Consider the following 21,742-nt stretch of genomic DNA (forward strand, 5'->3'; position numbering starts at 1 on the left):
CTCTGGTTTTATCTTTCGACGGCATGATTTGTATTCACTTCTTCCAACTAATACTTTTAAACACAAACGCTTATAATAGCAATACACTATACATGACTATTTGCAACTTTCGGTAATGTGCTACAAAAAAGCAACATTTTCAATTACTATGTTGAATCAGCAGAAAAGTTTATTGACACATCTCTGAATAAACAAATGATACCTGGATGAAAAAAGAATATTGGTTCGATCGATGGCAACACGAAGAGATCGGCTTCCATCAAAGCACGATTAATCCCTATTTACGTGAATACTGGCACAAACTAGCGCTGGCTCGAAACAGCACGGTATTTGTACCCTTATGCGGCAAAAGCCGCGATATGCTTTGGCTGCGCGAACAGGGATATGATTTGCTGGGTGTTGAATTGAGCAGCCTTGCAGCGCAAGCATTTTTTATAGAAAATGGTTATATACCGCAATGCACTGTCGGCCATACATTCACGCACTTGGAGGCAGATAACATCCATATTTTATGCGGTGATTTCTTCGATCTGTGTAGCGATGACCTGGCAAAAATCACAGCGGTGTACGATCGTGCAGCACTCATCGCTTTGCCGCCGGAGATGCGCAAACAGTATGTGCATCACCTGTTGAATATCCTGCCACCGGCGGTGCAAATCTTGCTCATCACACTGGATTACCCTGATTCTGAAATGTCAGGACCACCCTTTGCAGTTACTATCGATGAAGTCATGGCATACTATCAGTCACACTTCGAAATAAAACTGCTGACAAGTCAGGATGTGCTGACACAGAATCTGCGCTTTCAGGAGCGCGGTTTGAGCCGATTGCAGGAAAACGTCTTGTTACTGAAACCGCATCACGCTACGGAAGAAACGAGTACGGACACATAATGGATAACTCTAGCGGATTATATGGTTAATATGCGACCCGGTTTCCCGGTAAGCAGTTTCTCAAACGCTTTCCCTTTGATCGGTTTTGAATACAGAAAACCTTGCACGTAATCACAACCGAAATGACTGAGCAGATCTTGTTGCTCTTTCGTTTCCACGCCTTCGGCAATGGTCTTGATATCCAACTTATGCGCCATGACGATGATCGCTTCCACCAATGCACGGTCGGTTTCACTGTCGATCAAGTGATTAATAAAAGAATGATCGATCTTGAGATAATCAATATCAAATTTCTTGAGATAGGACAGCGAGGAAAAGCCAGTGCCAAAATCATCAATTGATACCTCGATGCCGTTATTGCGAAATTCCAGCAAGTATTCCTGAACAACAGCAGAATCCTTTAACAACAAACCTTCAGTAATCTCCACATTGATACAATTTCCAGGCAGTCCAAGTTGGGTCAAGTTGTCCAGCCAACTGAATTTATTCATAAATTTAAACTGAATCGGCGACATATTGACGCTGATTTGGATGACGTAACCCTTGCGCTTTTGCCATTGGTCGATTAGAGCAATCGATTGTTTAAATACCATCTCACCAATCTCCAGGATCAAGCCACTTTCTTCCGCCAATGGAATAAAAATAGTCGGGCTAATCATACCCCGTCGCGGGTGCTTCCAGCGCACCAGCGCTTCGGCTTTAATCAGACGTCCGCTGGACAACTCCAGGATCGGTTGATAATGAACTTGTAACTCATTCTTTGCGATTGCCTGTCTTAGATCATGAATCAGTACCATTTTTTCATGCGCTTCGCGCTGCATGGAAGGTGTAAAGTGGCAGAAACGGTTACGCCCTTCCAATTTCGCAGCATACATCGCCTGATCGGCATGCTTCATCAAGCTTTTCATGTCGGTCCCATCTTGTGGATAGAACACAATGCCGATGCTTGTGGAAATATAATAATTCGTTCGATTCTGATTAAAATTAAACGGCTTATTCAAACTTTGAATAATACGCAATGCAACGGCTTCAATCTGTTGATTGTCAACGAAGTCCGATAGAATGATCGCAAACTCATCTCCACCCAGGCGCGCTACGGTGTCGGTCTCGCTGATGCAGGATCCGAGGCGCGTGGCGACTTCTCTCAACAGATCATCACCTTTGTCATGTCCCAATGTATCATTGATGTCTTTGAAATGATCCAGATCCAAAAACAGCACGGATAGCGGGAATTTGGTGCGACGCGATTTCTTGATTTTCATTTCCAATCGATCTTTGAATAAATTACGATTGGGTAAGCCCGTTAGCTGATCATAATTCGCCTGGGACAAAATAAGTTCGTCTTTCTTCTTTTTCTCGGTAATGTCCGTAAACTGCGAGACATGGTAATGAATACGGCCATCCGGGTGTCGAATAACGCTGACACTGAGCCATTTGGCGTGAATTGTGCCATCCTTACGCAAATCCCAAATTTCACCTTGCCAGTGATCTTCATTGGATAGCCGTCGCCGTATATCCTGATAAAAACTCGGATCATGCCTTCCTGAGCGAAATATTTCCGGACTCTTGCCCATGACATCCACCATGTCATACCCGGTCATATGAGTAAACGCCGGATTAATTTGTATAATCAAATCATCCTCATCCGTCACCATGATGGCCTCATTACTCGACTGATAAATAGTTGCAGCCAAGCGCATCGACTCATAAACCCGCTTTTGTTTGGTAATATTCTGATAAGTTCCGAGTACACCGATGATTTCATTATGGCTATCACGCAAGGGTACTTTGGATGTTCGCAACCAGCTAATCTTTCCATCCGGGGTGATTTGCGGTTCTTCATAGCCAAGCTTGGGAATGCCTGAATCGATCACCAGATGATCATCATTACGATAGCGCTCCGCTTGCGCCGCCCAACTCCATTGAAAATCATCCGTGCCAATTATATCCTGTACGGATTGCGCCCCGGCATCCTTGGCAAAAGCGGAATTACAACCCAAATAACGTAATTGTTTGTCTTTCCAGAAAATACGTACCGGTGCTGTATCGATAATCATCTCGAGTAAATTGCGCGATTCAGCCAATGCGGCTTCCTTCATTTTTCGATCGGTAATATCAGTGATGGTACCCACATAACCCAATACATCGTCCTGCTGATCGCGCTCCGCCTGTGCATGACCCAGAATCCAGGTGGTGACTTGCTCTTTGGTTTGAAAACGATACTCGGACATGAATTGCCGCTGGTACTGCACTGCCCTGTTCCACTCGTTCATTACCCGCTCACGATCACCCGGATGAATCGCAGTAATCCATCCATAGCCTGAGGCTGTTTCCATATCCATACCGGTAATACTGCACCAGCGTTCATTGACATACAGGCATTTACCCGTGGCATCGGTACGGAATATGCCGACCGGTGCTACTTCAGTCAGGCTGCGGAAAAGTTGTTCATTATTGCGCAGCGCCATTTCCATCTGTTTTTGCAGGGTAATATCAACCAATACGCCCTGCCAGTGCGTACTGCCATCTTCTTCCCGATGCGGTATGGAATATCCGCGCAGCCACTTTTCACCGATTGGCGATTGCACAGGATATTCATGCAGCCAAGGCAACAGCTTTTCCTCTGAATCAAGAATGGATATTTCCAATTCGGGTAATGCATCCGGTCGAATCTGTTGAAATACGATTTCGACATTGGCCATACATTCGGCGGGAGAGCGTCCAATTAAATCAGTAATCCCCTCACTCATGAAGGGAAGCGAGCGACGACCATGCGCATCGATACAAAACTCAAACACCGCGCCCGGTATGCTGGCGATAAGATTACGAAAACGCTTCTCACCCGCTTGCAGTTCTATGGTGCGCTGAATCACAGCATGCTCAAGATTTTCCTTGAGCGCCAGAATTTCTGCTTCTACCGCTTTACGCTCGGTAATATTGCGAAATATGCCGCGTGTCGCAACCGGCACATCGTCTACGGAATAAAGACTCACGTTGCCTTCCACCACGATAACCTGACCAGCTTTTGTCAGAAATGGCACTTCAATGAGCCCAACATCTTCACCCGCTATGATACGCTGCATGAACTGCTGGCAATGCGCATGATGATCGGGATGGATGATGCTAAAAACATTCAACGTCGCCACTTCCTCCGCTGTATACCCCAGTGCTTCACGCCAAGCACGATTGACAAAAAGAAAGTGTCCATCCGGCGCAACGCTTTGAATCAAATCTCTTATACCGTCGAACAACTGACTCAGTTGTTCCTCGCTGAGGACGGTGGCAATTGGAATCGCTACATTCATTTGGAAAGATTTTTCCAGCGCTATATCATCGTTATTCATGACATGGATTTACATAGGGAATACGGAAATGTGAATCGGAATAAACGCATGCTTTAATCCTGACAATGCACCACAAGCGACAAAATTTTAATCTAGAAATATACTCACAAAGACATATTTAAACAAAAAAATAACTATGCGCCACAACTATCTGACACTTATTATCTTGATGAGCCAATAACAATACTGCTGATTTGCACATTACTGCATATATCCATGTATTTGTATTCATGCGTTCGCATCCATGCCACAACAATTAAAATAACTTGCGTCGATCTATGTCGCCACTCACAAAAAATTGTTGAGTCAGTGCAAGACATATAGCATACTAGTTGCGCGTTAATTTTAAGCACATATATTCCACAGACTATCATTCCGAGTTTCCATAAATCTCGAATTTTCACAGGCAATCTAATGTTCATCAGCGTTCTTGATCTCTTCAAAATAGGCATTGGCCCATCCAGCTCGCATACCATGGGACCCATGGTTGCCGCCAAGGATTTTCGCGACCGCATTCAGGCTTTTGTTGTTAGTCATCCCATGCCATCGTTCCTGCAGGTTCGATGCACCTTGCGTGGATCGCTGGCATTCACCGGCAAAGGTCACGCTACCGACCGTGCAGTAACCTTAGGCATGCATCAGCATACACCGCAAGGATTGGCCAAATTGAACGTCAATGAATTGTTCCAAAAGCTCTGGCAGCAAAATACCATTCAGATCAGCGAATCGACATTGATTCATTTCAATCCGCCTGAGGATATCATCTTCGATCGCGGAGAACCGCTACCGGAGCATCCGAATGGTATGATTTTTCAATTGCTGGATGAAACGGGCAAGACTTTGCTAACGGAAACTTATTTCTCGATTGGCGGTGGCTTTATCACCACCTTGCCTGAAATCGGCCAAATTGTTGCGCCGATCAAAATGGAAGCAATCAGTTCTTGCGACTTTCCTTTTGATTCCGCCAACCAGATGATGAAAATGTCCGCCGACAGCGGTTTATCGGTTGCCGCCATGAAGCGCAGCAATGAACTGGGACGCATCAACGAAACGCAATTGAATGCCGGGTTGGATGCCGTCTGGAATGCGATGCGCACCTGCCTTGAAAATGGTCTGATCGCTGAAGGCAGGTTACCTGGTGGGCTTAACATTAAACGGCGCGCCCATTCTCTGTATCAACAACTACAGGATAATCCGCACAAAGCCAACCTGAATGATTGGCTATGCGCATATGCCATGGCGGTGAATGAAGAAAATGCCGCCGGACACATGGTAGTCACCGCGCCGACCAACGGTGCAGCCGGTGTCATACCGGCAGTGATCTATTACGCAGTAAAACATGAAAACGCAACATTGGAGCAAGTCCGCGATTTCCTGCTGGTGGCCGGTGCGATCGGCGGATTGATCAAACATAACAGTTCAATTTCCGGCGCTGAAGTGGGCTGTCAGGGTGAAGTCGGTTCTGCGTCTGCGATGGCAGCGGCGGGCTTATGTGCGATTAAAGGTGGCAGCAGCGAGCAAATTGAAAATGCTGCAGAAATCGCGCTGGAACATCATCTGGGCATGACTTGCGATCCGGTTGGCAGTCTGGTACAGGTACCGTGTATCGAACGCAATGGTTTTGGCGCCATCAAGGCTTATACCGCTGCATCACTGGCCATTCGCGGCGACGGCCAGCATTTTATGTCTTTGGATAATTGCATCGCTGCGATGAAGCAGACGGGACTGGAAATGTCGGTGAAGTACAAGGAAACATCTTTGGGCGGATTGGCAGTCAGTATCACTGAATGTTAAGGAACTTCTGAAAACAATCATTTCGAGCACAGCGAGAAATCTATGTTGATGGCTCCCAAAGATTTCTCACGACGTTCGAAATGACAAATGGTGTTTCTAAATAAGAGATTCGTTAGATAACCAAGGCCGATCACTTATCCGGGTGCAGCTTACTGATCACATGACGCACACCTCTGACGACAAAGAAAACGCTGAGCACCACAACCGGTATCGCAATACCGGTCAGCAATTCAACATTGATGTCCTGCCCCGCTGCCTTCAGCGCTTTTAATCCATATCCCAGAATTCCCAGCAAATAGTAGCTCAGTACAACCACCGACAAGCCTTCCACCGTTTCCTGCATGCGCAATTGCACATGTGCGCGATGATCCATGGATTTTAGCAAATCACGAATCTGCGCTTCCATGGAAAGATCAACGCGAGTTCGTAGCAAAGCCGTTGCACGCTCCAGACGCATCGACAATGTTTCCAGTTTGGCATATACCAGTTCGCAAGTTCCCATAGCCGATGACAACCGTTGAATCATGAATTCCTGCAGCATCTGCAGCCCCTCAATGCGCTCTTCACGCAGCTCGGTAATCCGTAATTTCACGATATTGTAATACGCTCTGGAGGCATTGAATCGATGGCCGGTCTGCGCCGACAAACGCTCAATTTCTGCGGACAAGCGAGTCAGTTCCTCCAGCAAGCGCTGTTCGTCCTCGATACTGGTCAGCTCCACGTTGTTGGCAATCAGCGCTGCCAAGCGCTGATCCGCTCGCGCCAATTGCGGAATCATCTCACGTGTTATGGGCAATGGCAGCATCGCCAGCATGCGATAAGTCTCGATTTCAAGCAGGCGTTGCACCAATCGTCCAACTTGGCGGCTGCGCAAGTTTTCATCATGAATCAATATGCGGCCAAAATTATCACGATGAATCTGATTATCACTCCATACACTGGCTGCCCCTCCCGCCACCTTGGAACCAATCACCGTTCCAGAAGTAAATAAAGTAGCCAGCTCATTCAAGCTGCGCTTAGGCCGCGACCGATCCTCCAGGGCGATATGTGTCGCCACCAGCAATTCTCCCGGTAAACGCGCCAACCACTCCTGTGGCACATACCCAATCGCAGGCTGCTCAAACGGCACTTCAAAAGACTTGGCACGATAAACGGTATACGTCGAATATTCAGTATGGCGCTCCCAGCGGAGACGAAACTCTCCAAAATCAGCGCTAAAATCATTTTCGTGCCTATTGGGTGGGTTAATACCATAGCGTGCACATAACTCACCGATTAGCTCGCGCTCCTGATTCACCCAGTGACGCTCGGATATCAATACCAGATGAGAAAGCTGCACAGGCGGCGCCAAAAGCTCATACGCCACTGCGTTGAGCTCGGTATACAATTCCAGCCTTTTTGAATATTCCGGAATATTCAAAATATTCAATGAATTCTCCTTAGAGGTATCTTTGGATTCATGAGTCAGTGAAGATGATGGCATAATGGATTCCATAGCAGTAGTCCGACCAGAATAAATCAGTTTGTAGCATACCTAATTTTTATTACCAAAAAATGAATTTTTCTGGACATCAGCATATTTCCTGTAGCATAAAATGCTCGCGCACCTTGTCACTCAGGATCATCTGTAGTACATTTTTATGGTGATCTGTGTATCATAAACCCGAAGATTCTCAGTCTTTTTTGCGAAATCTAATTTTTTATCACCGATAAGCCAGATCAATACAAGGAAACCCATGGGTGCCATTTTCTTTTATATTGTTATTTACTTCATTGGATACTACGCTTCCAATATTCTGAATATGTTAACGGTACGCCCGTTTATCACCAACCGCTACATGGCTGCTTTACTGCCTGTTTACGGCGTTGCTTTGACGCATGCCTATGTCATTGTGAGCAGTCCGCCCCCTCAGGGAACGGAGGTTACGATTGAATATGCGCTGTTAGTGTTTATTACTTTGCCGGTGGTGGTAGTTACCCTAGGCGCGGCTTATTTCATGTGGAACAGTAAAAATAAACCCGAGGACACTACCGCGAGCAATTCATTCGATCGCGACACAGATCCGGTCGAAGCTACCGCCACTGAAACAGTCGGTCTCAAAGCAGTACCATCATCCGAGAGCACCGAATCAGCGGATGAGAAATCAGTGAATAAAGAAATTGATACCAGCAAGAGTAAAGACAGCAAGGAAACTTAACAGGCTGCTAAAGCTCAATATATAGAGCGTTATCAAAGTTTTCATCCAACAAAAAACCCTCACACACAAAGTATGAGGGTTTTTTGTTGGACAGTGCCTTATGACGCTCTATCGACGATCACATGTTCCTTTTGTGCGCTCAATGTGCCTTGTTCAATGATCGCTAACGTCAAGCGCGAAATCGCCACGCGCTTACCGGTAGCCTCTTCAACAATATCGGTCTGCCAGACTTGTGTGCGACGACCGGTATGCAGCGGCGTACAGACACCAATGACATGGCCTTTGGTAACTGCACGGATGTGATTAATATTCAACTCCAATCCAACCGCACGATATTTTTCCGGATCAATCGTCATCCATCCCGCCACACTGCCTAGCGTTTCCGATAACACACAACTCGCACCGCCATGCAGGATACCGAATGGCTGCGTTGTGCGCTTGTCGACAGGCATACGTCCTTTCAGATAGTCCGGACCCAGTTCAGTGAATTGAATGCCGATATGCTCTCCCATGTTGGAGTTACGCAAACCTTCCAGATAATCAATGGCATATTCCTTAAACCAAATAGCACTCATGTATCATTTCCTTTTTATTATTGCAACCCTTGCTTAGCAGACCGTTGAAAAACGTTTTCGAGGCAGCCGATACAAGGCAAAAACAGGCGAGAAAGCGCAGTTTATGCGTAATAAATGAGCATTTTGAGCTTGTTTTTAACACCGTAGCGGCAACGCAGATAGTTTTTCAACGGCCTGTTAGAGCGACTCAAACACTCCCGCTGCACCCATGCCGCTGCCAATGCACATGGTCACCATGCCGTATTTCTGTTTATGGCGGCGTAATCCGTGCAACAAAGTCGCCACACGAATGGAGCCAGTCGCACCCAACGGATGACCCAGTGCAATCGCACCACCCAGCGGATTCACTTTATCGCGATCCAATCCCAAGTCACGAATCACGGCAAGACTCTGCGCAGCAAACGCTTCGTTCAGTTCAATCCATGCCAGATCGTCCAGCTTGATACCGGTTTGCTTCAGCACTTTGGGAATGGCCCGAATAGGACCAATGCCCATGATCTCAGGCGGTACGCCCGCGACGGCAAATCCGATAAAACGCCCAAGCGGAGAAAGGTTAAAGCGCTTCATTGCGGCCTCGCTCATCAATACCACCGCACCCGCGCCATCGGATGTTTGCGAGCTGTTGCCGGCAGTTACCGAGCCTTTGGCGGCAAAAACCGGCCTCAATTTAGCCAGTGCTTCGAGACTGGTATCGGCACGCGGCCCCTCGTCGGTGTCTTTGATGGTAATTTCTTCGTGTACGGTATCCGTGATCAGATCAGGGCGTTTCTCATCCACGGGATAAGGTGCGATTTCCTGCGTGAACTCACCGGACTCGATCGCTTTTAAGGCGCGCTTATGGCTGATCAAGGCGAATTCATCCTGATCTTCACGCGATACTTTCCATTGTTCTGCTACTTTCTCGGCGGTCATGCCCATGCCATAAGCAATCCCCACATCTTCCTGATGTTCAAATATGGCTGGATTCATCGCAATTTTATTACCCATCATCGGTATCATGCTCATGCTCTCAGTGCCCCCGGCAATCATCACATCCGCTTCCCCGAGGCGAATTCGATCTGCTGCCAATGCGACGGATTGTAGGCCGGACGCACAAAAGCGATTGACTGTCATGCCGGCCACGCTGTTGGGCAAACCCGCCAATAGTAGCGCCACTCGCGCGACGTTGATACCCTGCTCGGCTTCCGGCATGGCACACCCCACGATGACATCATCAATCGCTGCCGGATCCAATCCTTCACACTGCTTCAACACGGCGCGCAATACATGCACCAACATGTCATCGGGACGCACATCCTTAAACATGCCGCGCGGGGCTTTGCCAACTGGTGTGCGTGCAGCAGCTACGATATAAGCTTCTTGGGTTTGCTTGGTCATGAGTTTCTCCGTAGAACGTCGATCTTGGAATACTTGCTATTTTGTCTGCAAATCAGTTTCTCAGCGGCTTGCCGGTTCTCAGCGTATATTCGATGCGCGCCTGGGTCTTCTCAGTTGCTAGTAATGACATAAAGGCTGTTCGCTCCAGTTCCAAAAACCAGTCTTCATCGACCAAGCTGCCCGGTGTCAGATCGCCGCCGCACATCACATGCGCCACCTTATTCGCAATCAGGTAGTCATGCTCGGAAATAAAACCGCCGGCGCGCATGTTAACCAGCTGACTCTGAATTGTAGCAATGCCGGTATTACCAGCTACTGGAATTTCCCGTACACGCAATGGCGGACGATAACCAGCTTCGGCCAACGCCAACGCCTGCGCCTTGGCGACATACAGCAACTCAAAACGATTCATCACCACCGTGTCAGCAAAACGCAAATAGCCGAGTTCTTTCGCCTGCTCAGCGCTTTTCGCCAGCTCCGCCATCGCTACCGTCTGATAATAGTGTTTCAACTGCGGAAATGGATCGCCATCTTTGGCACTTTTCGCGGCCCTCATCGCGAACTCCTTACATCCGCCGCCTGCTGGTAGCAATCCAACCCCGACTTCCACCAATCCGATATAACTCTCCAGTGTCGCCACTGCACGATCACAGTGCATGACAAACTCACAGCCGCCACCCAACGCCAGTCCATCCACGGCGGCGATGGTCGGAATCATCGAATAACGCAACGCTTGCGATGTTTGCTGAAACAATCGGATCATGCCTTCGACTTCCGCCAGCTTCTTAGCCATCAGTACATCTGCAAGATCCAGCTCATGCGCCACGTGCAGCACTGTGTCTTGCGCCGTTTTTTTGAATTGTTTCAGGAGTGATTGAAATGCCGATGGCGGTGCAGGCGGAGCGGGTGGTTTGCCTGCATGTTGAGCATCCGGCTTGGGCCGCTCGGTAGCTTTCTGTAAATTGGCGCCCGCCGAAAATGGCGGCTCAGTTTGCCAGATCACCAACGCGCGCCAGTTCTGCTCCGCTTCCTTGATCGCGTGCTGGATACCTTGCAACACATCGATGCCGACTGTGTGCATTTTGCTCTTGAAACTCAGAATGGCAATTTGATCTCCGATATGCCATAACCTGACCGCGTCTGTCTCAAATATGGTTTCCCCATAAACCGCGTCCTCGCCGATCAATCGGTCGGGAAAAAGCTGGCGCTGATAAACCGGCAACCTTGAACGCAGTTGCAGCTTTCCGGATGACGGGGAGAAAGCGCCCTGCGCGCTATGCACGCGCTGCGTTTCGCTTGCAGCAATTGTCATCACCCACTGTGGCAAAGGTGCCTGACTCATGCTTTTACCTGCGGCAATATCTTCTTGAACCCATTCGGTAATCTGTTTCCAGCCGGCTGCCTGCCAGCTTTCAAACGGCCCCTGACTCCAGCCAAATCCCCAGCGCACCGCCAGATCCAGGTCGCGCACATTATCGGCAATGGCTTCCAGTTGCACCGCGCTATAATGAAACAAATCGCGAAAAATCGACCACAAGAACTGTGCCTGCGGCTCGTTGCTATTGCGTAAAGCAACAAACTTCTCAGCCGGACTGCTGTATTTCAGCAACCGCTTCAAATCCTCGTTCACTTCGCCAGCGGATAATCGGTACGCCTGTGACGGCAGATCAAGCACTTGAATTTCATTTCTTACTTTCTGATACACCCCGCGCTTGACCTTCTCTCCCAGCGCGCCTGCCTGAATCAAACCCTGCAGCCAATCCGGCACGGCAAAATAGCGGTGCCAAGCGTCATCCGGCAAGGTATCGCGCATGGTATTAATCACATGCGCCAAGGTATCCAACCCCACCACATCGGCGGTGCGGAATGTCGCGCTCTTAGGACGCCCAATCAGGGAACCCGTTAGTGCATCGACCAAGTCAAATCCAAAATTAAATTCACGGCCATGATGCATAGTCGCTAACAACGAAAATACACCGATGCGATTGGCGATGAAATTGGGCGTATCTTTGGCGCGTATCACGCCTTTGCCCAGATAAGTCACCAGAAATCCTTCCAGGTGATCAAGCATAGCCGCATCGCTGGATTGACACGGGATCAATTCCACCAAATGCATGTAGCGTGGCGGATTGAAAAAATGGATGCCACAAAAGCGATGGCGCAATGCTTCCGGAAAAGCTTCAGCCAATTGATTGATCGATAATCCAGAAGTATTGCTGGCGAAAATCGTGTGCTCTCCCAGATATGGCGCAACCTTTGTATACAAATCGCGCTTCCAGTCCATACGTTCGGCAATCGCCTCAATCACCAGATCGCAGTCTTTGAGCAGCTCAAGATTCTGCTCATAATTCGCCGGTTGAATATAGGTTGCTTTGGCTTTGACCGACAGCGGTGCGGGTTCTTGTTTCTTGAGTTTCTCCACGGCTTTGATGACGTTAGCGTTGGGATTATCCGCAGCGCCAGGCAATTCAAACAGCAGTGTTTCAATATTGGCATTCACCAGATGCGCAGCAATCTGCGCTCCCATCACACCAGCTCCCAGTACTGCCGCCTTGCGTATAAAAAAACGTTGATCACCCAATTTCGCCTCCTGCTAGATTCGGTTATTGATAAACCCTATTCATGCCGACTATAAGCGAAAGAGTACAAGCATAAGCGCCTCCGCGCAAGCTTGTTTATTTACGGGATTATGGAGGAGCTTAAAACTCCTCGCTGTCGGCGACCTGAAAGCAAAAGGTGCGATGAACAGACATTAACGCCAAACAGCGGCAAACTGCTCTGCATTAAAACCTACTGTTGCATGCTTCCCGTTGGTAATCAACGGTCTTTTAATCAGACGACCGCTGCTCGCCAGCAGAGCCAGGATCTCCCGCTGAGATAACGCAGGCAACCGTACTTTGATCTTTAATTCGCGGTATTGCACACCGCTGGTATTGAAGAGTTTGTGCAGTGGAATATTGGCCCGTTCGGCAATGGCAGCAAGCTCTTCCGCGGTTGGCGGATTCTCGGTGATATCGATGAATTCATAACCAATCCCTGCTTGCTGCAGGAATTTCTCCGCCTTGCGGCAGGTGTCGCATTTTTTATAACCGTAAAATTTGAGCATTATCTATTCACCGCCTTTTGGTCCCCAAAACACCACCCAGGTGGAAAAATCCGGCGAAAAATTCTCAAAACGATGCTCGACGTGAGCCGCTACAAAAAATACCATACCCGGCGCAAATTTGTGGCGTTCCCCGGCAATGACAATCTCACCATGACCGGAATGGATGAAATACAACTCATCCTGATCGTGCGGCGTCTGAATATCGGTGTCTTTGGGCGCATAAACTTCCACCGACATGGAGCCATGCGCAAATGCCAGTGCGAAAGGTTCACCCATCGGCCATTCCGCACTCGCCTTGCCGGGTATGCGTTGCATCAGATCAGATATTGTTGCTTTCAGCATTCGTATCACCTTTCATCTTGTTAAAACTGTATTTGTTGATTACGAGGCAAGTATAAGTGAACTCGATAGCCGACACCACAACGATCTCGGCACAGCTGCAGCACACTATGTTAGTCACGCAACAGCACAAAAAACAAAATCAGAATCAATATGCTGATAAAAAATAAGAAATTTACGAGTATGAAATCTTTATATGATTACCGCCGCACGAACCTTGCATTTTAGGAATTACACTCCCAATATACAAACATGATAAGACGTAAAAAATACACCGAACTGAAAAACTCGCTGGATACTTTTCCAGTAGCTGCGCTACTGGGGCCACGGCAAATAGGCAAGACTACGCTAGCACTGGAAATCGCCAAAGATTTTGCTTCTGTTTATCTTGATTTGTAATCAGAAGAAGATCGCGCCAAGTTGGCCAGTCCGGCTTATTATTTGGAGAATCACAAAGACAAGCTCATTATTCTGGATGAAGTGCAGCGAATCCCAGGGATTTTCCAGGAATTACGCGGCATTATCGACAAAAATAGAAGAGCGGGACACACGACAGGGCAATTTCTATTTCTTGGTTCCACCTCGATTGATTTACTGAAGCAATCCGGCGAAACACTGGCTGGCCGTATTGCCTATTGCGAACTATCACCCATCACAGTTACAGAATATCCGGAGGATATGGACCGACTATGGCTAAGGGGCGGCTTTCCCGACAGCCTTCTCGCAAGCAATGACAAAAAAAGCCTTTTATGGCGCAATAACTTCATCCGCACCTATCTGGAACGCGACATTCCGCAACTAGGACCACGCATACCCGCCAAAACCCTACGGCGCTTCTGGATAATGCTGGCGCACCTGCAAGGCTCGCTATTAAACGCATCCCATATTGCAGCTTCATTAGGTGTCGACGGCAAAACAGTCATAAGTTACCTTGATCTGATGGTCGACCTGCTGCTTGTCAGAAGATTAACACCACTGCACAAAAACCTGGAAAAACGGTTGATCAAATCACCAAAAGTTTATATTCGGGACAGCGGACTTCTGCACGCGTTACTGGGAATAGACAACCAAGAAGTTCTGCTCGGACACCCTATCATTGGCATGAGCTGGGAAGGATTTGTGATTGAAAATATCCTGAACACCATAGACCGGAATCAGATCAAATCCTATTTTTACAGAACTTCGTCCAGCAATGAAATCGATCTGGTGCTGGAAAAATCAGGAAACGAAACATGGACCATCGAAATTAAAAGAACGTTTGCGCCTCAATTCACCAAAGGACAACGCCTCGCCAGCCAGGATATTGCGGCATCAAGAAATTTCATTATTTATCCTGGCATCGAGCGTTTTTCTTTGACGGAAAATACTGAAGCGGTGGGTCTAGCAGATTTTCTGAATACGCTCATGATGAGCAAGTAAGAGGCATCCATCTGAACAAGTATGGATAGCATAGTCAGGAATTGAGCTATTGTTAGAGATTTATAAAAAATCGAGATGAAACATTAGCGATAAAAATCTATTGTTGTAAACTGACCATTAATCACAAGAACATCTGTTAATACTTTTCCACTTGTCCCAGCGGGCTGCGGGTCATTTGCTTTTACTAAGACAATATCGTTGGGTATTTCTATAACTCCTTCGAATTTTAGAATGTTGATTGGCTGATTATCTTTGTCGGTGGCTACTACGCAATCAAAGAGTTTTAAAGCTCCAGCCTCTTGAAAACGTATTTGTGTTTGGATTTCATTTAAGCTTAAGTTGCCTTGATAACCGAATATTTTCATACTAGTTTCTCCTTGTTGTTTTTGGGAATTGAAACTCATTGATTGGATATTAAACCGGCACTACTAAGAATTGATTGAAATTCTTTAAGATCATTAGCAGCCGTTTTGGATCCACTACCAGTTGCTCTAATGCAATCTAGTAATGCAATTTTTTCATCTTCCGCACTAACTGTTGATGCGATAGAGTTAAGTTTCTTACAATCTGATAAATGGGAAAGTTGTTGAGATAAGGACGAAAACATTCCCCTTGCTTTTTCACGATTTTGATTAGATAAGATAGCTTGCGTTAGTTTCCTCTTGAGTAATACATCGTCGTTCGTGGCTATATTTTTTATTTGTACAATGTTTTCTTCCATTTGTTTTTCAATAGCACCAGCATTCTTCTTGATCGAACTAATAGCATTCTGCAATGTTCCAGCATTATAGTATTCGATCAAGTCATTAACAGCTGCCTCCCACGTATAATCAGCTACACCCTGTTGCATTCTATTGAGAATTTGGTTTCTTATTACTGCTCGGTCGGCATTCATCTGCATAATAAGAGCGGGTACTGTCGACTCATAAATGAAAGTTTTCTCAAATGCTAAGTTGGTGCCCGAAATGCCAGCGGATAGTGCAGCCAATAGCGTTTTTAAGCCCGCACCACCTACTGCAGTTCCTGCAAGATTTAACGATAACTGCGTAAATTCTGATGCCATTGTTTTGGCACGATGCTGGAGACCAGAATTATTAACAAATTTCTGATAACGCAGATTAATTAATATAAATGCCGAATTTATTCGACCATCTCTTGTTTCTTTCGTGATTTGTATTTTATTCTCAGTCTTTGTTGATGGATCAAGCTGCACATCATTGATATTAGCAAGGTTTTTCTCGATTCTTTCTGCAACTCGATCTACATCAATAGGCGCATCAGGCGTTCCCTTTAAAAGAGCACATCCAGTTAAGATAACCGTAATGAATGTAATTAAAAGGAATTTTGATATTAAACGCATAACAATCTCCATTATTATCAAATAAATGCTTATTCTTTCAAAAATTATGTTAGACGAGATGAATTTGTTCTATTCCAAGAAAGCCATGAAAATGTGTAAAGTGAGGCGTCAATTTGAAATTCATTTTTGACAATAGCGATCAACACGTAAATAGCGACTGCGCGCCAGATTTGTGTTTTTACGGCTCGCTGTTGCAAAAAGAATGCTCGATATACAAATCATAGTGCATCCCCAGAAGATTTTACTTCTGAAGGTTACTGGAATCTTAGTTCTCAAAATGCAATTTCAAATCGGCACCAAAACATTTTCCCTCTAACTCTCATCAACACTGGTTGACTAGGTCAGGTTTCTATCGTCTTAATAGCTGGTTTTACGTACACTACTGATTTCAGATGATCTATAAATCTTACTTCATTGATTATAAGAGTTATTTTTTGTCACATGTAACTCTATCAGCATTTATGCACTTATAACTAAAAATACAAGTAACAGCCAACTTCTGCATGATTTAGCTTAATAATGTTATACAACGATATGAATCAAACATAAATAACCCAATTGAGTCATTTTGAATTAATAGCCCATCCGCACCAGCATTTCACTGCGCGTCGAAACACCCAGTTTGTCGTAGATATTCTTGATGTGGTTACGCACTGTGTGATAGCTGAGACTGATCTCCTGCGCGATTTCCCGGGTTGAGTTGCCCTGGCAAATCAGCAGGGTAATTTCCAGTTCACGGCTTGTCAGGCCGGTTCTATCCAATTGATTGAAGATTTTCCCGATCCGGTATGTGATGCGTGACAGGTGCAGCAAATAGACGCAATGATGAACATTGGCATCCGCTTTGATCAAGGTCAGTTTGACCTCATACAGGCGCTTACCCAATTTCGACAAAAAACTGTACCACCCGACCTGATTGCTTTGGATGGTTTTGACGAGAACCGATGTCGTCGACAGAAATGTGTGTTTTCCGTGATCAATAATTCGCTCAAAAGCCTGGCTTTGAAAAATTACTGCGCCATCACCACGAATGACAACGATCGGATCTGTATGATCCGACCAGAAGTTCCGCATCTGCCGGAGATTCAGCGTTTCTTCGCAAAACAGTATGAATCGCAACGTTTGCAACAAAGTGGGTCTGAGTATTCTCAACAACTCGATATCACGCCGGCTGAATATCTGCTGATGAGCGGTGAGACGGCAAAAATAAAACCGGAATGCGGGTTGATGCCCTTCATCAAAAACTGTAACGATCGTGCAGTTGTGATGTGATTGCTGCCAGGACTGATCAAAAGAATGCTGACAGCTGTTCAGACTGTCAATACAATGCACCATGTTGGAAGAATGGATGGGGCGCGACATATGCGCGCTATCGGTGATGGAATTTTCTGCTGCCGATTTCTGTAAAACAGCATCCAAGAATCGTTTCCAGCCATCCGGGCAGCATGTCGATTGGTTGATGCTGCCGAGTAATTGCAGCGTATTCTGTTCCCTTATCAACCGCCCGTAAAACACACCATTGCATGCTAACAAAGGCAGTAATGCCGCTTTCAATACCTGGTTGAATTCATCCTTGCTTTGGCAATTATTCAACCAGTTGATGGTTGCGGATGCGACCTGGTGATCCCTGTTCGCCAGCACATCCAAAGCGATTTCTTTATCCATCTCCCTATCTCCATTTTCTTTTTAGTATTTATGAAGAATTTTTAATATAGAAAAACAGTATGTCTGACTAGAAATCAACGGGCTGTGAATATTCTCACAAAGAATGCAGCGATATTACAAAACTAAACAAATAAAGCACCTCGCCGCAAGCGGCGAGGAATTAAACCCGGTAGAGATTAAACAATCGTTGCAATCACTCCGCCAAAAGCTTCCTTCAGCGCTTGCAGAATTGCATTGATCGCATTCTGTACGGCAATGACCGTAAGATGCGTCACTGCGACCAATACACTTTCACAAGCTGTTCTTTGCATTTTGAAAAGGATTTTTCCGGTTTCAGGCGAATATCCTTGCGTGTTGTCCATTTCATATAATGCAATATTGTGGGCTATCTCAGCCAGCTGTACCGACATCTTCTTGAACTCCGCCGGGGCATATGTCTTAACCGCGCTCCAGCCGTCCTTGAATGAATCTTCAGCGGCATTCATCATCTTGTTGTAAATTTCATCTGCATTGATGTTCATGAATATCTCCTTACTGTTTCTTCGCGGTTTCGACAATCGATACCGCATTGATGGACTGGTTGGCGATACTTAAAGCGGTTTTCGCTGTGGCAGGCCTCAGGCAGGAAAGTTTGTTTTCCCCGCATGTGTCTGTCTCTTTATGAATCTGTTTCACGAAGTTGAATTGATCTTTTACCAGCATCAGCAGTCTTTCGTTACACCCATGCGAATTGCCGGTCTGGGCGCTGTCACTGGATTGCATTTCGGCCGGCATACCGCCTTTCAACGCAGATTGCACGCGATCAAATACTTTCCTTTCCAACTTGCAGCCTTTGCTTTCGGACACTGCCGATGCTCTTGCAATCATCACGTCGAGTTTTGATTCGAGCGCGTTGTAAGTTCTCAGATTGACTTCATAGGTGCCGTCCTGGGTTCCGGCAAGGTCGCCCATATTTTTGACATGCGTGTTGAATTGCTCGGCAAATTCGGTAACCCCTTTATCGATCACTTCGTCGTAATCACTGACAAGCCGAATTCCTGCGCAGCCACCCAGTAAAATTACAACCATAAGCACTAAAGATAGTTTCTTCATAGCTTCCTCACTTAAGTTAAAGATTGATATGCCAGGCTCAGCCGGCTTCTGATTAAATCGCTCAATGATATAACCTGCTGTGCCAAAAACCACACCTACCCACTGCTCGCAATATTCCCCTGCTTTTATAACACCGTATTGATTGTTTCATCATAGCCGCATAGCGTTAAATCCATGCCTATCATGAAAAATAGGCGACTTTTGCAGTCTACTCCCGCTACCAGCACATGTCACTCCAATGCATGCAGCCGACGACCGATCCATTGTTCAATGTTTCTCAGAAGTTCAGTTCGTGCAGGTTCTTTTAAAAACAGATGCTGGTGATAACGCAGATTTGGCAGCGCCAGCACTTCGTTATCCGCATGATGTGTCAAAGTGTCATGGGCAAAATCCTTACCACCCCAGGATGCCGTGATCGGATCCTGTTCCGAGTAAATCAGATAATAGGGCAGCGTGAATTCACCCATTTGACGGCGAAAGTGCACAATCTCCGCTTCGATACCCTTCACAAAACGCAAAAGAGCACGGCGGATAAGCCAATCATCGGCACGCAAACGTGCTTTTTCTTCTTCACTATCGGTGAGATAATCCACCACCCAAGCTTGCGCGCCAGGCGTCAGAAAATTGCGCAAACCCGGCCAGGAAAATACTTCGAATAGTCCGTCCAACACGGGCACGGTTACCAGCGACAACAACTGATTGAATATTAACAAAGGCAAGGGTTCATTCTGAGGATGCAAAAAATGCGTTTCGGCGTGAAAAGACAGTTTGATCAATGGATTTGCCAACCAACCGCGCCAACCGGGCGGCTCGCTGACAGCAAAAGCCGGGGCCAAAAAAATAACACCTTGCACGCGCCTGACTGCATCGCCCTCATTCCGGATCGACATCAAGTAAGAAGCGGTAACCAGCGCACCCAGGCTGTGCGCAACGATAAACACCGGCCGCTTTGAATCACCCTGTTCGTCACACAATGCAGCCGTCTTCCTGAGTGCCTGATCAAGAGTCCGGCGCATCGGTTCCAAATCGCGCAGCGGTGACTGCGCCAAATAAGCATCGCCGACATCCTGTCTGTCCGCACCGCCAGTCAATGCCAAATCCGCCCGTTGCAGCAGCGGATTGGAAAGACCGTGCGCATAAAAATCGAAACCCGCAACGATAAATTGCCGGGAAAAATAGCGCGCCACCTCGCCATAGCGCCCGATATGCTCATTCATGCCATGAACCAGGAGCACACAAGCGCGCGCTTTGGCGGGCTCTGGCGGAAAAAGCGTCCGCACAATCAACGGCCCATTGTCGCCGGATTGATCGACACGGCTTTCTTCTCCCCAGCGCGGATAAGGCTCACTCACGAATTTCTGATGCACACAACCGAATAGCATCGTCAACAGCAGGAGCACGCTTAACAAAACTATTGCATGATGTTTGCGATGCGTTGCCATTTACGTTATTGACTTAAAAAGTCTATTTGTTGCAACCAATCAGGTATCAATCTGCAAATGATTCGAACAAATTAAAACAATAATTAAAGTGCGCATCCTTTTTCTTTCAGCGCGATATGGATTGCAGCCTGCTATGGTGATCAGGAACCAAGGTGTCCGTAGCTCCTCATATTATCAATTTCCCACTCAAAGAATTCAGTAAAATCAGAGTCATCATGATGGGAATAACATTCATTGTTTATTGCAGCATCTATTTTTGTCAGTTCCACGAACAACCACTCTGCATCTTTCGCATAGATTGGTGCCTTGTTTTGATAATATTTTATGTAATCACTACAGGCAGGGTAGTAGAAACTAAACCAATAGTAGTAGTTCTTGTAAACTAATTCTGTGGATAGCGACTCCATCTTCGTAAATGTCGCGAGGCCTTGAAAAAAATCCAAGAGATCGCTGACAGTATCCCATTGCGTGATAGTCGAGCTCTCGACAACAAGTTTTCTATTCTCAAGCAAAAACTGAGATACGTTAATTCTACATTCCCTCATTCTCTTACCATAGAATTGCTCGTCAAAATTTATGATGATTCCAACTTGTAAAGCAGCAGCAGTAATGGTATTTGATTCACCTGCCTTAAGAATCTGTTCCCCTAACAAATTAACCTGCTTCCTTAACAAAATAATCTGCACACATAAAAAAAACCCAGTCATTACAATACCAACAAGAGTAATTAAAGCAGCAATCACATCAATTTTATCGGATTCTGTAAGGCCCATCTCTTCTCCCTGAACTAGATTCTGATGTATCAAAAAGGGTGGTTAGCATTCGGCCTTAACAACAATCAACCTTCCGAAACAACGTAATTTACAAGTTTCACACCGCGTCCGTCGGCGGATGCTTACCAATATAGTCGATAATATCCCCCACGCTGCGCAGGCCTTTGACTTCTTCGCCATCAAAACTGACGCCGAAGGTATCTTCCGCATCAAACAGTAATTGGACGGTATCAAGCGAATCAAATCCGAGTTCTTCGAATTTTGACGCGGTAGTAATCGCGGAAATATCTATGTTTTCAACTTTTGAAGCGATAAATGCGATGACTTTCGCCTCGAGATCTGCTGTATCCATGTCTGATTGGCAC

20 protein-coding genes are annotated in these 21,742 nt (G+C 46.4%); 5 read left to right on the forward strand and 15 right to left on the reverse strand.

The features are described 5' to 3' along the window. The first annotated feature begins 206 nt into the window (after nt 1-206). On the forward strand, nt 207-893 hold the full coding sequence (locus C8R34_RS09375; protein WP_110340129.1) for a thiopurine S-methyltransferase: 687 nt from the start codon (nt 207-209) through the stop codon (nt 891-893). A 17-nt stretch (nt 894-910) separates the two neighbouring features. Here C8R34_RS09375 and C8R34_RS09380 read toward each other — a convergent pair whose 3' ends face one another. Next, on the reverse strand, nt 911-4,237 hold the full coding sequence (locus C8R34_RS09380; RefSeq protein WP_110340131.1) for an EAL domain-containing protein: 3,327 nt from the start codon (nt 4,235-4,237) through the stop codon (nt 911-913). Between the two features lie 414 nt (nt 4,238-4,651). Here C8R34_RS09380 and C8R34_RS09385 point away from each other — a divergent pair, with 414 nt between their 5' ends. Beyond that, nucleotides 4,652-6,031 carry an L-serine ammonia-lyase gene (locus C8R34_RS09385; RefSeq protein WP_110340134.1) on the forward strand — a complete coding sequence of 460 codons (1,380 nt, stop codon included), beginning with the start codon at nt 4,652-4,654 and terminating at the stop codon, nt 6,029-6,031. Nucleotides 6,032-6,161: 130 nt separating this feature from the next. Here the strand turns inward: C8R34_RS09385 and C8R34_RS09390 are convergent, their stop codons facing one another. Next, entirely contained in the window at nt 6,162-7,514 is a 1,353-nt protein-coding gene (locus tag C8R34_RS09390; protein WP_258364444.1) for a DUF3422 family protein, read from the reverse strand. Nucleotides 7,515-7,767: 253 nt separating this feature from the next. Between C8R34_RS09390 and C8R34_RS09395 the strand changes: the two genes are divergently transcribed. Beyond that, nucleotides 7,768-8,229 (forward strand): hypothetical protein, encoded by a 462-nt coding sequence (locus C8R34_RS09395; RefSeq protein WP_110340138.1) that lies wholly within the window; start codon nt 7,768-7,770, stop codon nt 8,227-8,229. Nucleotides 8,230-8,327: 98 nt separating this feature from the next. Here C8R34_RS09395 and C8R34_RS09400 read toward each other — a convergent pair whose 3' ends face one another. The 5 genes from C8R34_RS09400 to C8R34_RS09420 all read right to left on the reverse strand — a co-directional run bounded on the left by C8R34_RS09400 (nt 8,328) and on the right by C8R34_RS09420 (nt 13,629). Beyond that, the gene (locus tag C8R34_RS09400) at nt 8,328-8,804 is read right to left on the reverse strand and encodes a hotdog fold thioesterase (RefSeq protein WP_110340140.1); all 477 of its coding nucleotides are present in this window, start codon (nt 8,802-8,804) and stop codon (nt 8,328-8,330) included. Between the two features lie 177 nt (nt 8,805-8,981). Continuing rightward, nucleotides 8,982-10,181 carry an acetyl-CoA C-acyltransferase gene (locus C8R34_RS09405; protein WP_110340142.1) on the reverse strand — a complete coding sequence of 400 codons (1,200 nt, stop codon included), beginning with the start codon at nt 10,179-10,181 and terminating at the stop codon, nt 8,982-8,984. Between the two features lie 52 nt (nt 10,182-10,233). Next, a complete protein-coding gene (locus C8R34_RS09410; RefSeq protein ID WP_110340144.1) occupies nt 10,234-12,762 on the reverse strand; it encodes a 3-hydroxyacyl-CoA dehydrogenase/enoyl-CoA hydratase family protein in 2,529 nt (842 codons plus the stop codon). 171 nt (nt 12,763-12,933) lie between these two features. Continuing rightward, nucleotides 12,934-13,287, reverse strand: a complete 354-nt coding sequence (locus C8R34_RS09415) for an arsenate reductase family protein (RefSeq protein WP_110340146.1) — start codon at nt 13,285-13,287, stop codon at nt 12,934-12,936. A gap of 3 nt (nt 13,288-13,290) precedes the next feature. Then, nucleotides 13,291-13,629, reverse strand: coding sequence for a cupin domain-containing protein (locus C8R34_RS09420; RefSeq protein WP_110340148.1), 339 nt, complete (start codon nt 13,627-13,629; stop codon nt 13,291-13,293). Nucleotides 13,630-13,878: 249 nt separating this feature from the next. Between C8R34_RS09420 and C8R34_RS17020 the strand changes: the two genes are divergently transcribed. After that, on the forward strand, nt 13,879-14,025 hold the full coding sequence (locus C8R34_RS17020; RefSeq protein ID WP_258364445.1) for a hypothetical protein: 147 nt from the start codon (nt 13,879-13,881) through the stop codon (nt 14,023-14,025). Nucleotides 14,026-14,046: 21 nt separating this feature from the next. After that, nucleotides 14,047-15,045 carry an ATP-binding protein gene (locus C8R34_RS09425; protein WP_309146183.1) on the forward strand — a complete coding sequence of 333 codons (999 nt, stop codon included), beginning with the start codon at nt 14,047-14,049 and terminating at the stop codon, nt 15,043-15,045. A gap of 83 nt (nt 15,046-15,128) precedes the next feature. Here C8R34_RS09425 and C8R34_RS09430 read toward each other — a convergent pair whose 3' ends face one another. The 8 genes from C8R34_RS09430 to C8R34_RS09465 form a co-directional block, all read right to left on the reverse strand. Further along, nucleotides 15,129-15,410 carry a hypothetical protein gene (locus C8R34_RS09430; RefSeq protein WP_110340150.1) on the reverse strand — a complete coding sequence of 94 codons (282 nt, stop codon included), beginning with the start codon at nt 15,408-15,410 and terminating at the stop codon, nt 15,129-15,131. A gap of 35 nt (nt 15,411-15,445) precedes the next feature. Further along, on the reverse strand, nt 15,446-16,405 hold the full coding sequence (locus tag C8R34_RS09435) for a hypothetical protein (RefSeq protein WP_110340152.1): 960 nt from the start codon (nt 16,403-16,405) through the stop codon (nt 15,446-15,448). Nucleotides 16,406-16,978: 573 nt separating this feature from the next. Beyond that, complete coding sequence (locus C8R34_RS17270; protein ID WP_110340154.1) at nt 16,979-18,070, reverse strand: response regulator transcription factor; 1,092 nt, start codon at nt 18,068-18,070, stop codon at nt 16,979-16,981. Nucleotides 18,071-18,246: 176 nt separating this feature from the next. Further along, complete coding sequence (locus tag C8R34_RS09445; protein ID WP_110340156.1) at nt 18,247-18,591, reverse strand: hypothetical protein; 345 nt, start codon at nt 18,589-18,591, stop codon at nt 18,247-18,249. A 10-nt stretch (nt 18,592-18,601) separates the two neighbouring features. Then, nucleotides 18,602-19,162 carry a hypothetical protein gene (locus C8R34_RS09450; protein ID WP_132467083.1) on the reverse strand — a complete coding sequence of 187 codons (561 nt, stop codon included), beginning with the start codon at nt 19,160-19,162 and terminating at the stop codon, nt 18,602-18,604. Between the two features lie 230 nt (nt 19,163-19,392). Beyond that, complete coding sequence (locus C8R34_RS09455) at nt 19,393-20,604, reverse strand: alpha/beta fold hydrolase (RefSeq protein ID WP_110340160.1); 1,212 nt, start codon at nt 20,602-20,604, stop codon at nt 19,393-19,395. Nucleotides 20,605-20,744: 140 nt separating this feature from the next. Further along, a complete protein-coding gene (locus C8R34_RS09460; RefSeq protein ID WP_110340162.1) occupies nt 20,745-21,377 on the reverse strand; it encodes a hypothetical protein in 633 nt (210 codons plus the stop codon). A gap of 97 nt (nt 21,378-21,474) precedes the next feature. Next, nucleotides 21,475-21,729 carry an acyl carrier protein gene (locus C8R34_RS09465; RefSeq protein WP_110340164.1) on the reverse strand — a complete coding sequence of 85 codons (255 nt, stop codon included), beginning with the start codon at nt 21,727-21,729 and terminating at the stop codon, nt 21,475-21,477. Nucleotides 21,730-21,742 lie beyond the last annotated feature (13 nt).

This window comes from Nitrosomonas sp. Nm84 (genome assembly GCF_003201565.1).
Lineage (GTDB): Bacteria > Pseudomonadota > Gammaproteobacteria > Burkholderiales > Nitrosomonadaceae > Nitrosomonas.

Bases quoted from the DNA above. Each gene is read 5' to 3' on its own strand.
- C8R34_RS09375 (WP_110340129.1), top strand. From the start codon at position 207: ATGAAAAAAGAATATTGGTTCGATCGATGGCAACACGAAGAGATCGGC.
- C8R34_RS09380 (WP_110340131.1), bottom strand. From the start codon at position 4,237: ATGAATAACGATGATATAGCGCTGGAAAAATCTTTCCAAATGAATGTA.
- C8R34_RS09385 (WP_110340134.1), top strand. From the start codon at position 4,652: ATGTTCATCAGCGTTCTTGATCTCTTCAAAATAGGCATTGGCCCATCC.
- C8R34_RS09390 (WP_258364444.1), bottom strand. From the start codon at position 7,514: ATGCCATCATCTTCACTGACTCATGAATCCAAAGATACCTCTAAGGAG.
- C8R34_RS09395 (WP_110340138.1), top strand. From the start codon at position 7,768: ATGGGTGCCATTTTCTTTTATATTGTTATTTACTTCATTGGATACTAC.
- C8R34_RS09400 (WP_110340140.1), bottom strand. From the start codon at position 8,804: ATGAGTGCTATTTGGTTTAAGGAATATGCCATTGATTATCTGGAAGGT.
- C8R34_RS09405 (WP_110340142.1), bottom strand. From the start codon at position 10,181: ATGACCAAGCAAACCCAAGAAGCTTATATCGTAGCTGCTGCACGCACA.
- C8R34_RS09415 (WP_110340146.1), bottom strand. From the start codon at position 13,287: ATGCTCAAATTTTACGGTTATAAAAAATGCGACACCTGCCGCAAGGCG.
- C8R34_RS09420 (WP_110340148.1), bottom strand. From the start codon at position 13,629: ATGCTGAAAGCAACAATATCTGATCTGATGCAACGCATACCCGGCAAG.
- C8R34_RS17020 (WP_258364445.1), top strand. From the start codon at position 13,879: ATGATAAGACGTAAAAAATACACCGAACTGAAAAACTCGCTGGATACT.
- C8R34_RS09430 (WP_110340150.1), bottom strand. From the start codon at position 15,410: ATGAAAATATTCGGTTATCAAGGCAACTTAAGCTTAAATGAAATCCAA.
- C8R34_RS09435 (WP_110340152.1), bottom strand. From the start codon at position 16,405: ATGCGTTTAATATCAAAATTCCTTTTAATTACATTCATTACGGTTATC.
- C8R34_RS17270 (WP_110340154.1), bottom strand. From the start codon at position 18,070: ATGGATAAAGAAATCGCTTTGGATGTGCTGGCGAACAGGGATCACCAG.
- C8R34_RS09445 (WP_110340156.1), bottom strand. From the start codon at position 18,591: ATGAACATCAATGCAGATGAAATTTACAACAAGATGATGAATGCCGCT.
- C8R34_RS09450 (WP_132467083.1), bottom strand. From the start codon at position 19,162: ATGAAGAAACTATCTTTAGTGCTTATGGTTGTAATTTTACTGGGTGGC.
- C8R34_RS09455 (WP_110340160.1), bottom strand. From the start codon at position 20,604: ATGGCAACGCATCGCAAACATCATGCAATAGTTTTGTTAAGCGTGCTC.
- C8R34_RS09460 (WP_110340162.1), bottom strand. From the start codon at position 21,377: ATGGGCCTTACAGAATCCGATAAAATTGATGTGATTGCTGCTTTAATT.
- C8R34_RS09465 (WP_110340164.1), bottom strand. From the start codon at position 21,729: ATGGATACAGCAGATCTCGAGGCGAAAGTCATCGCATTTATCGCTTCA.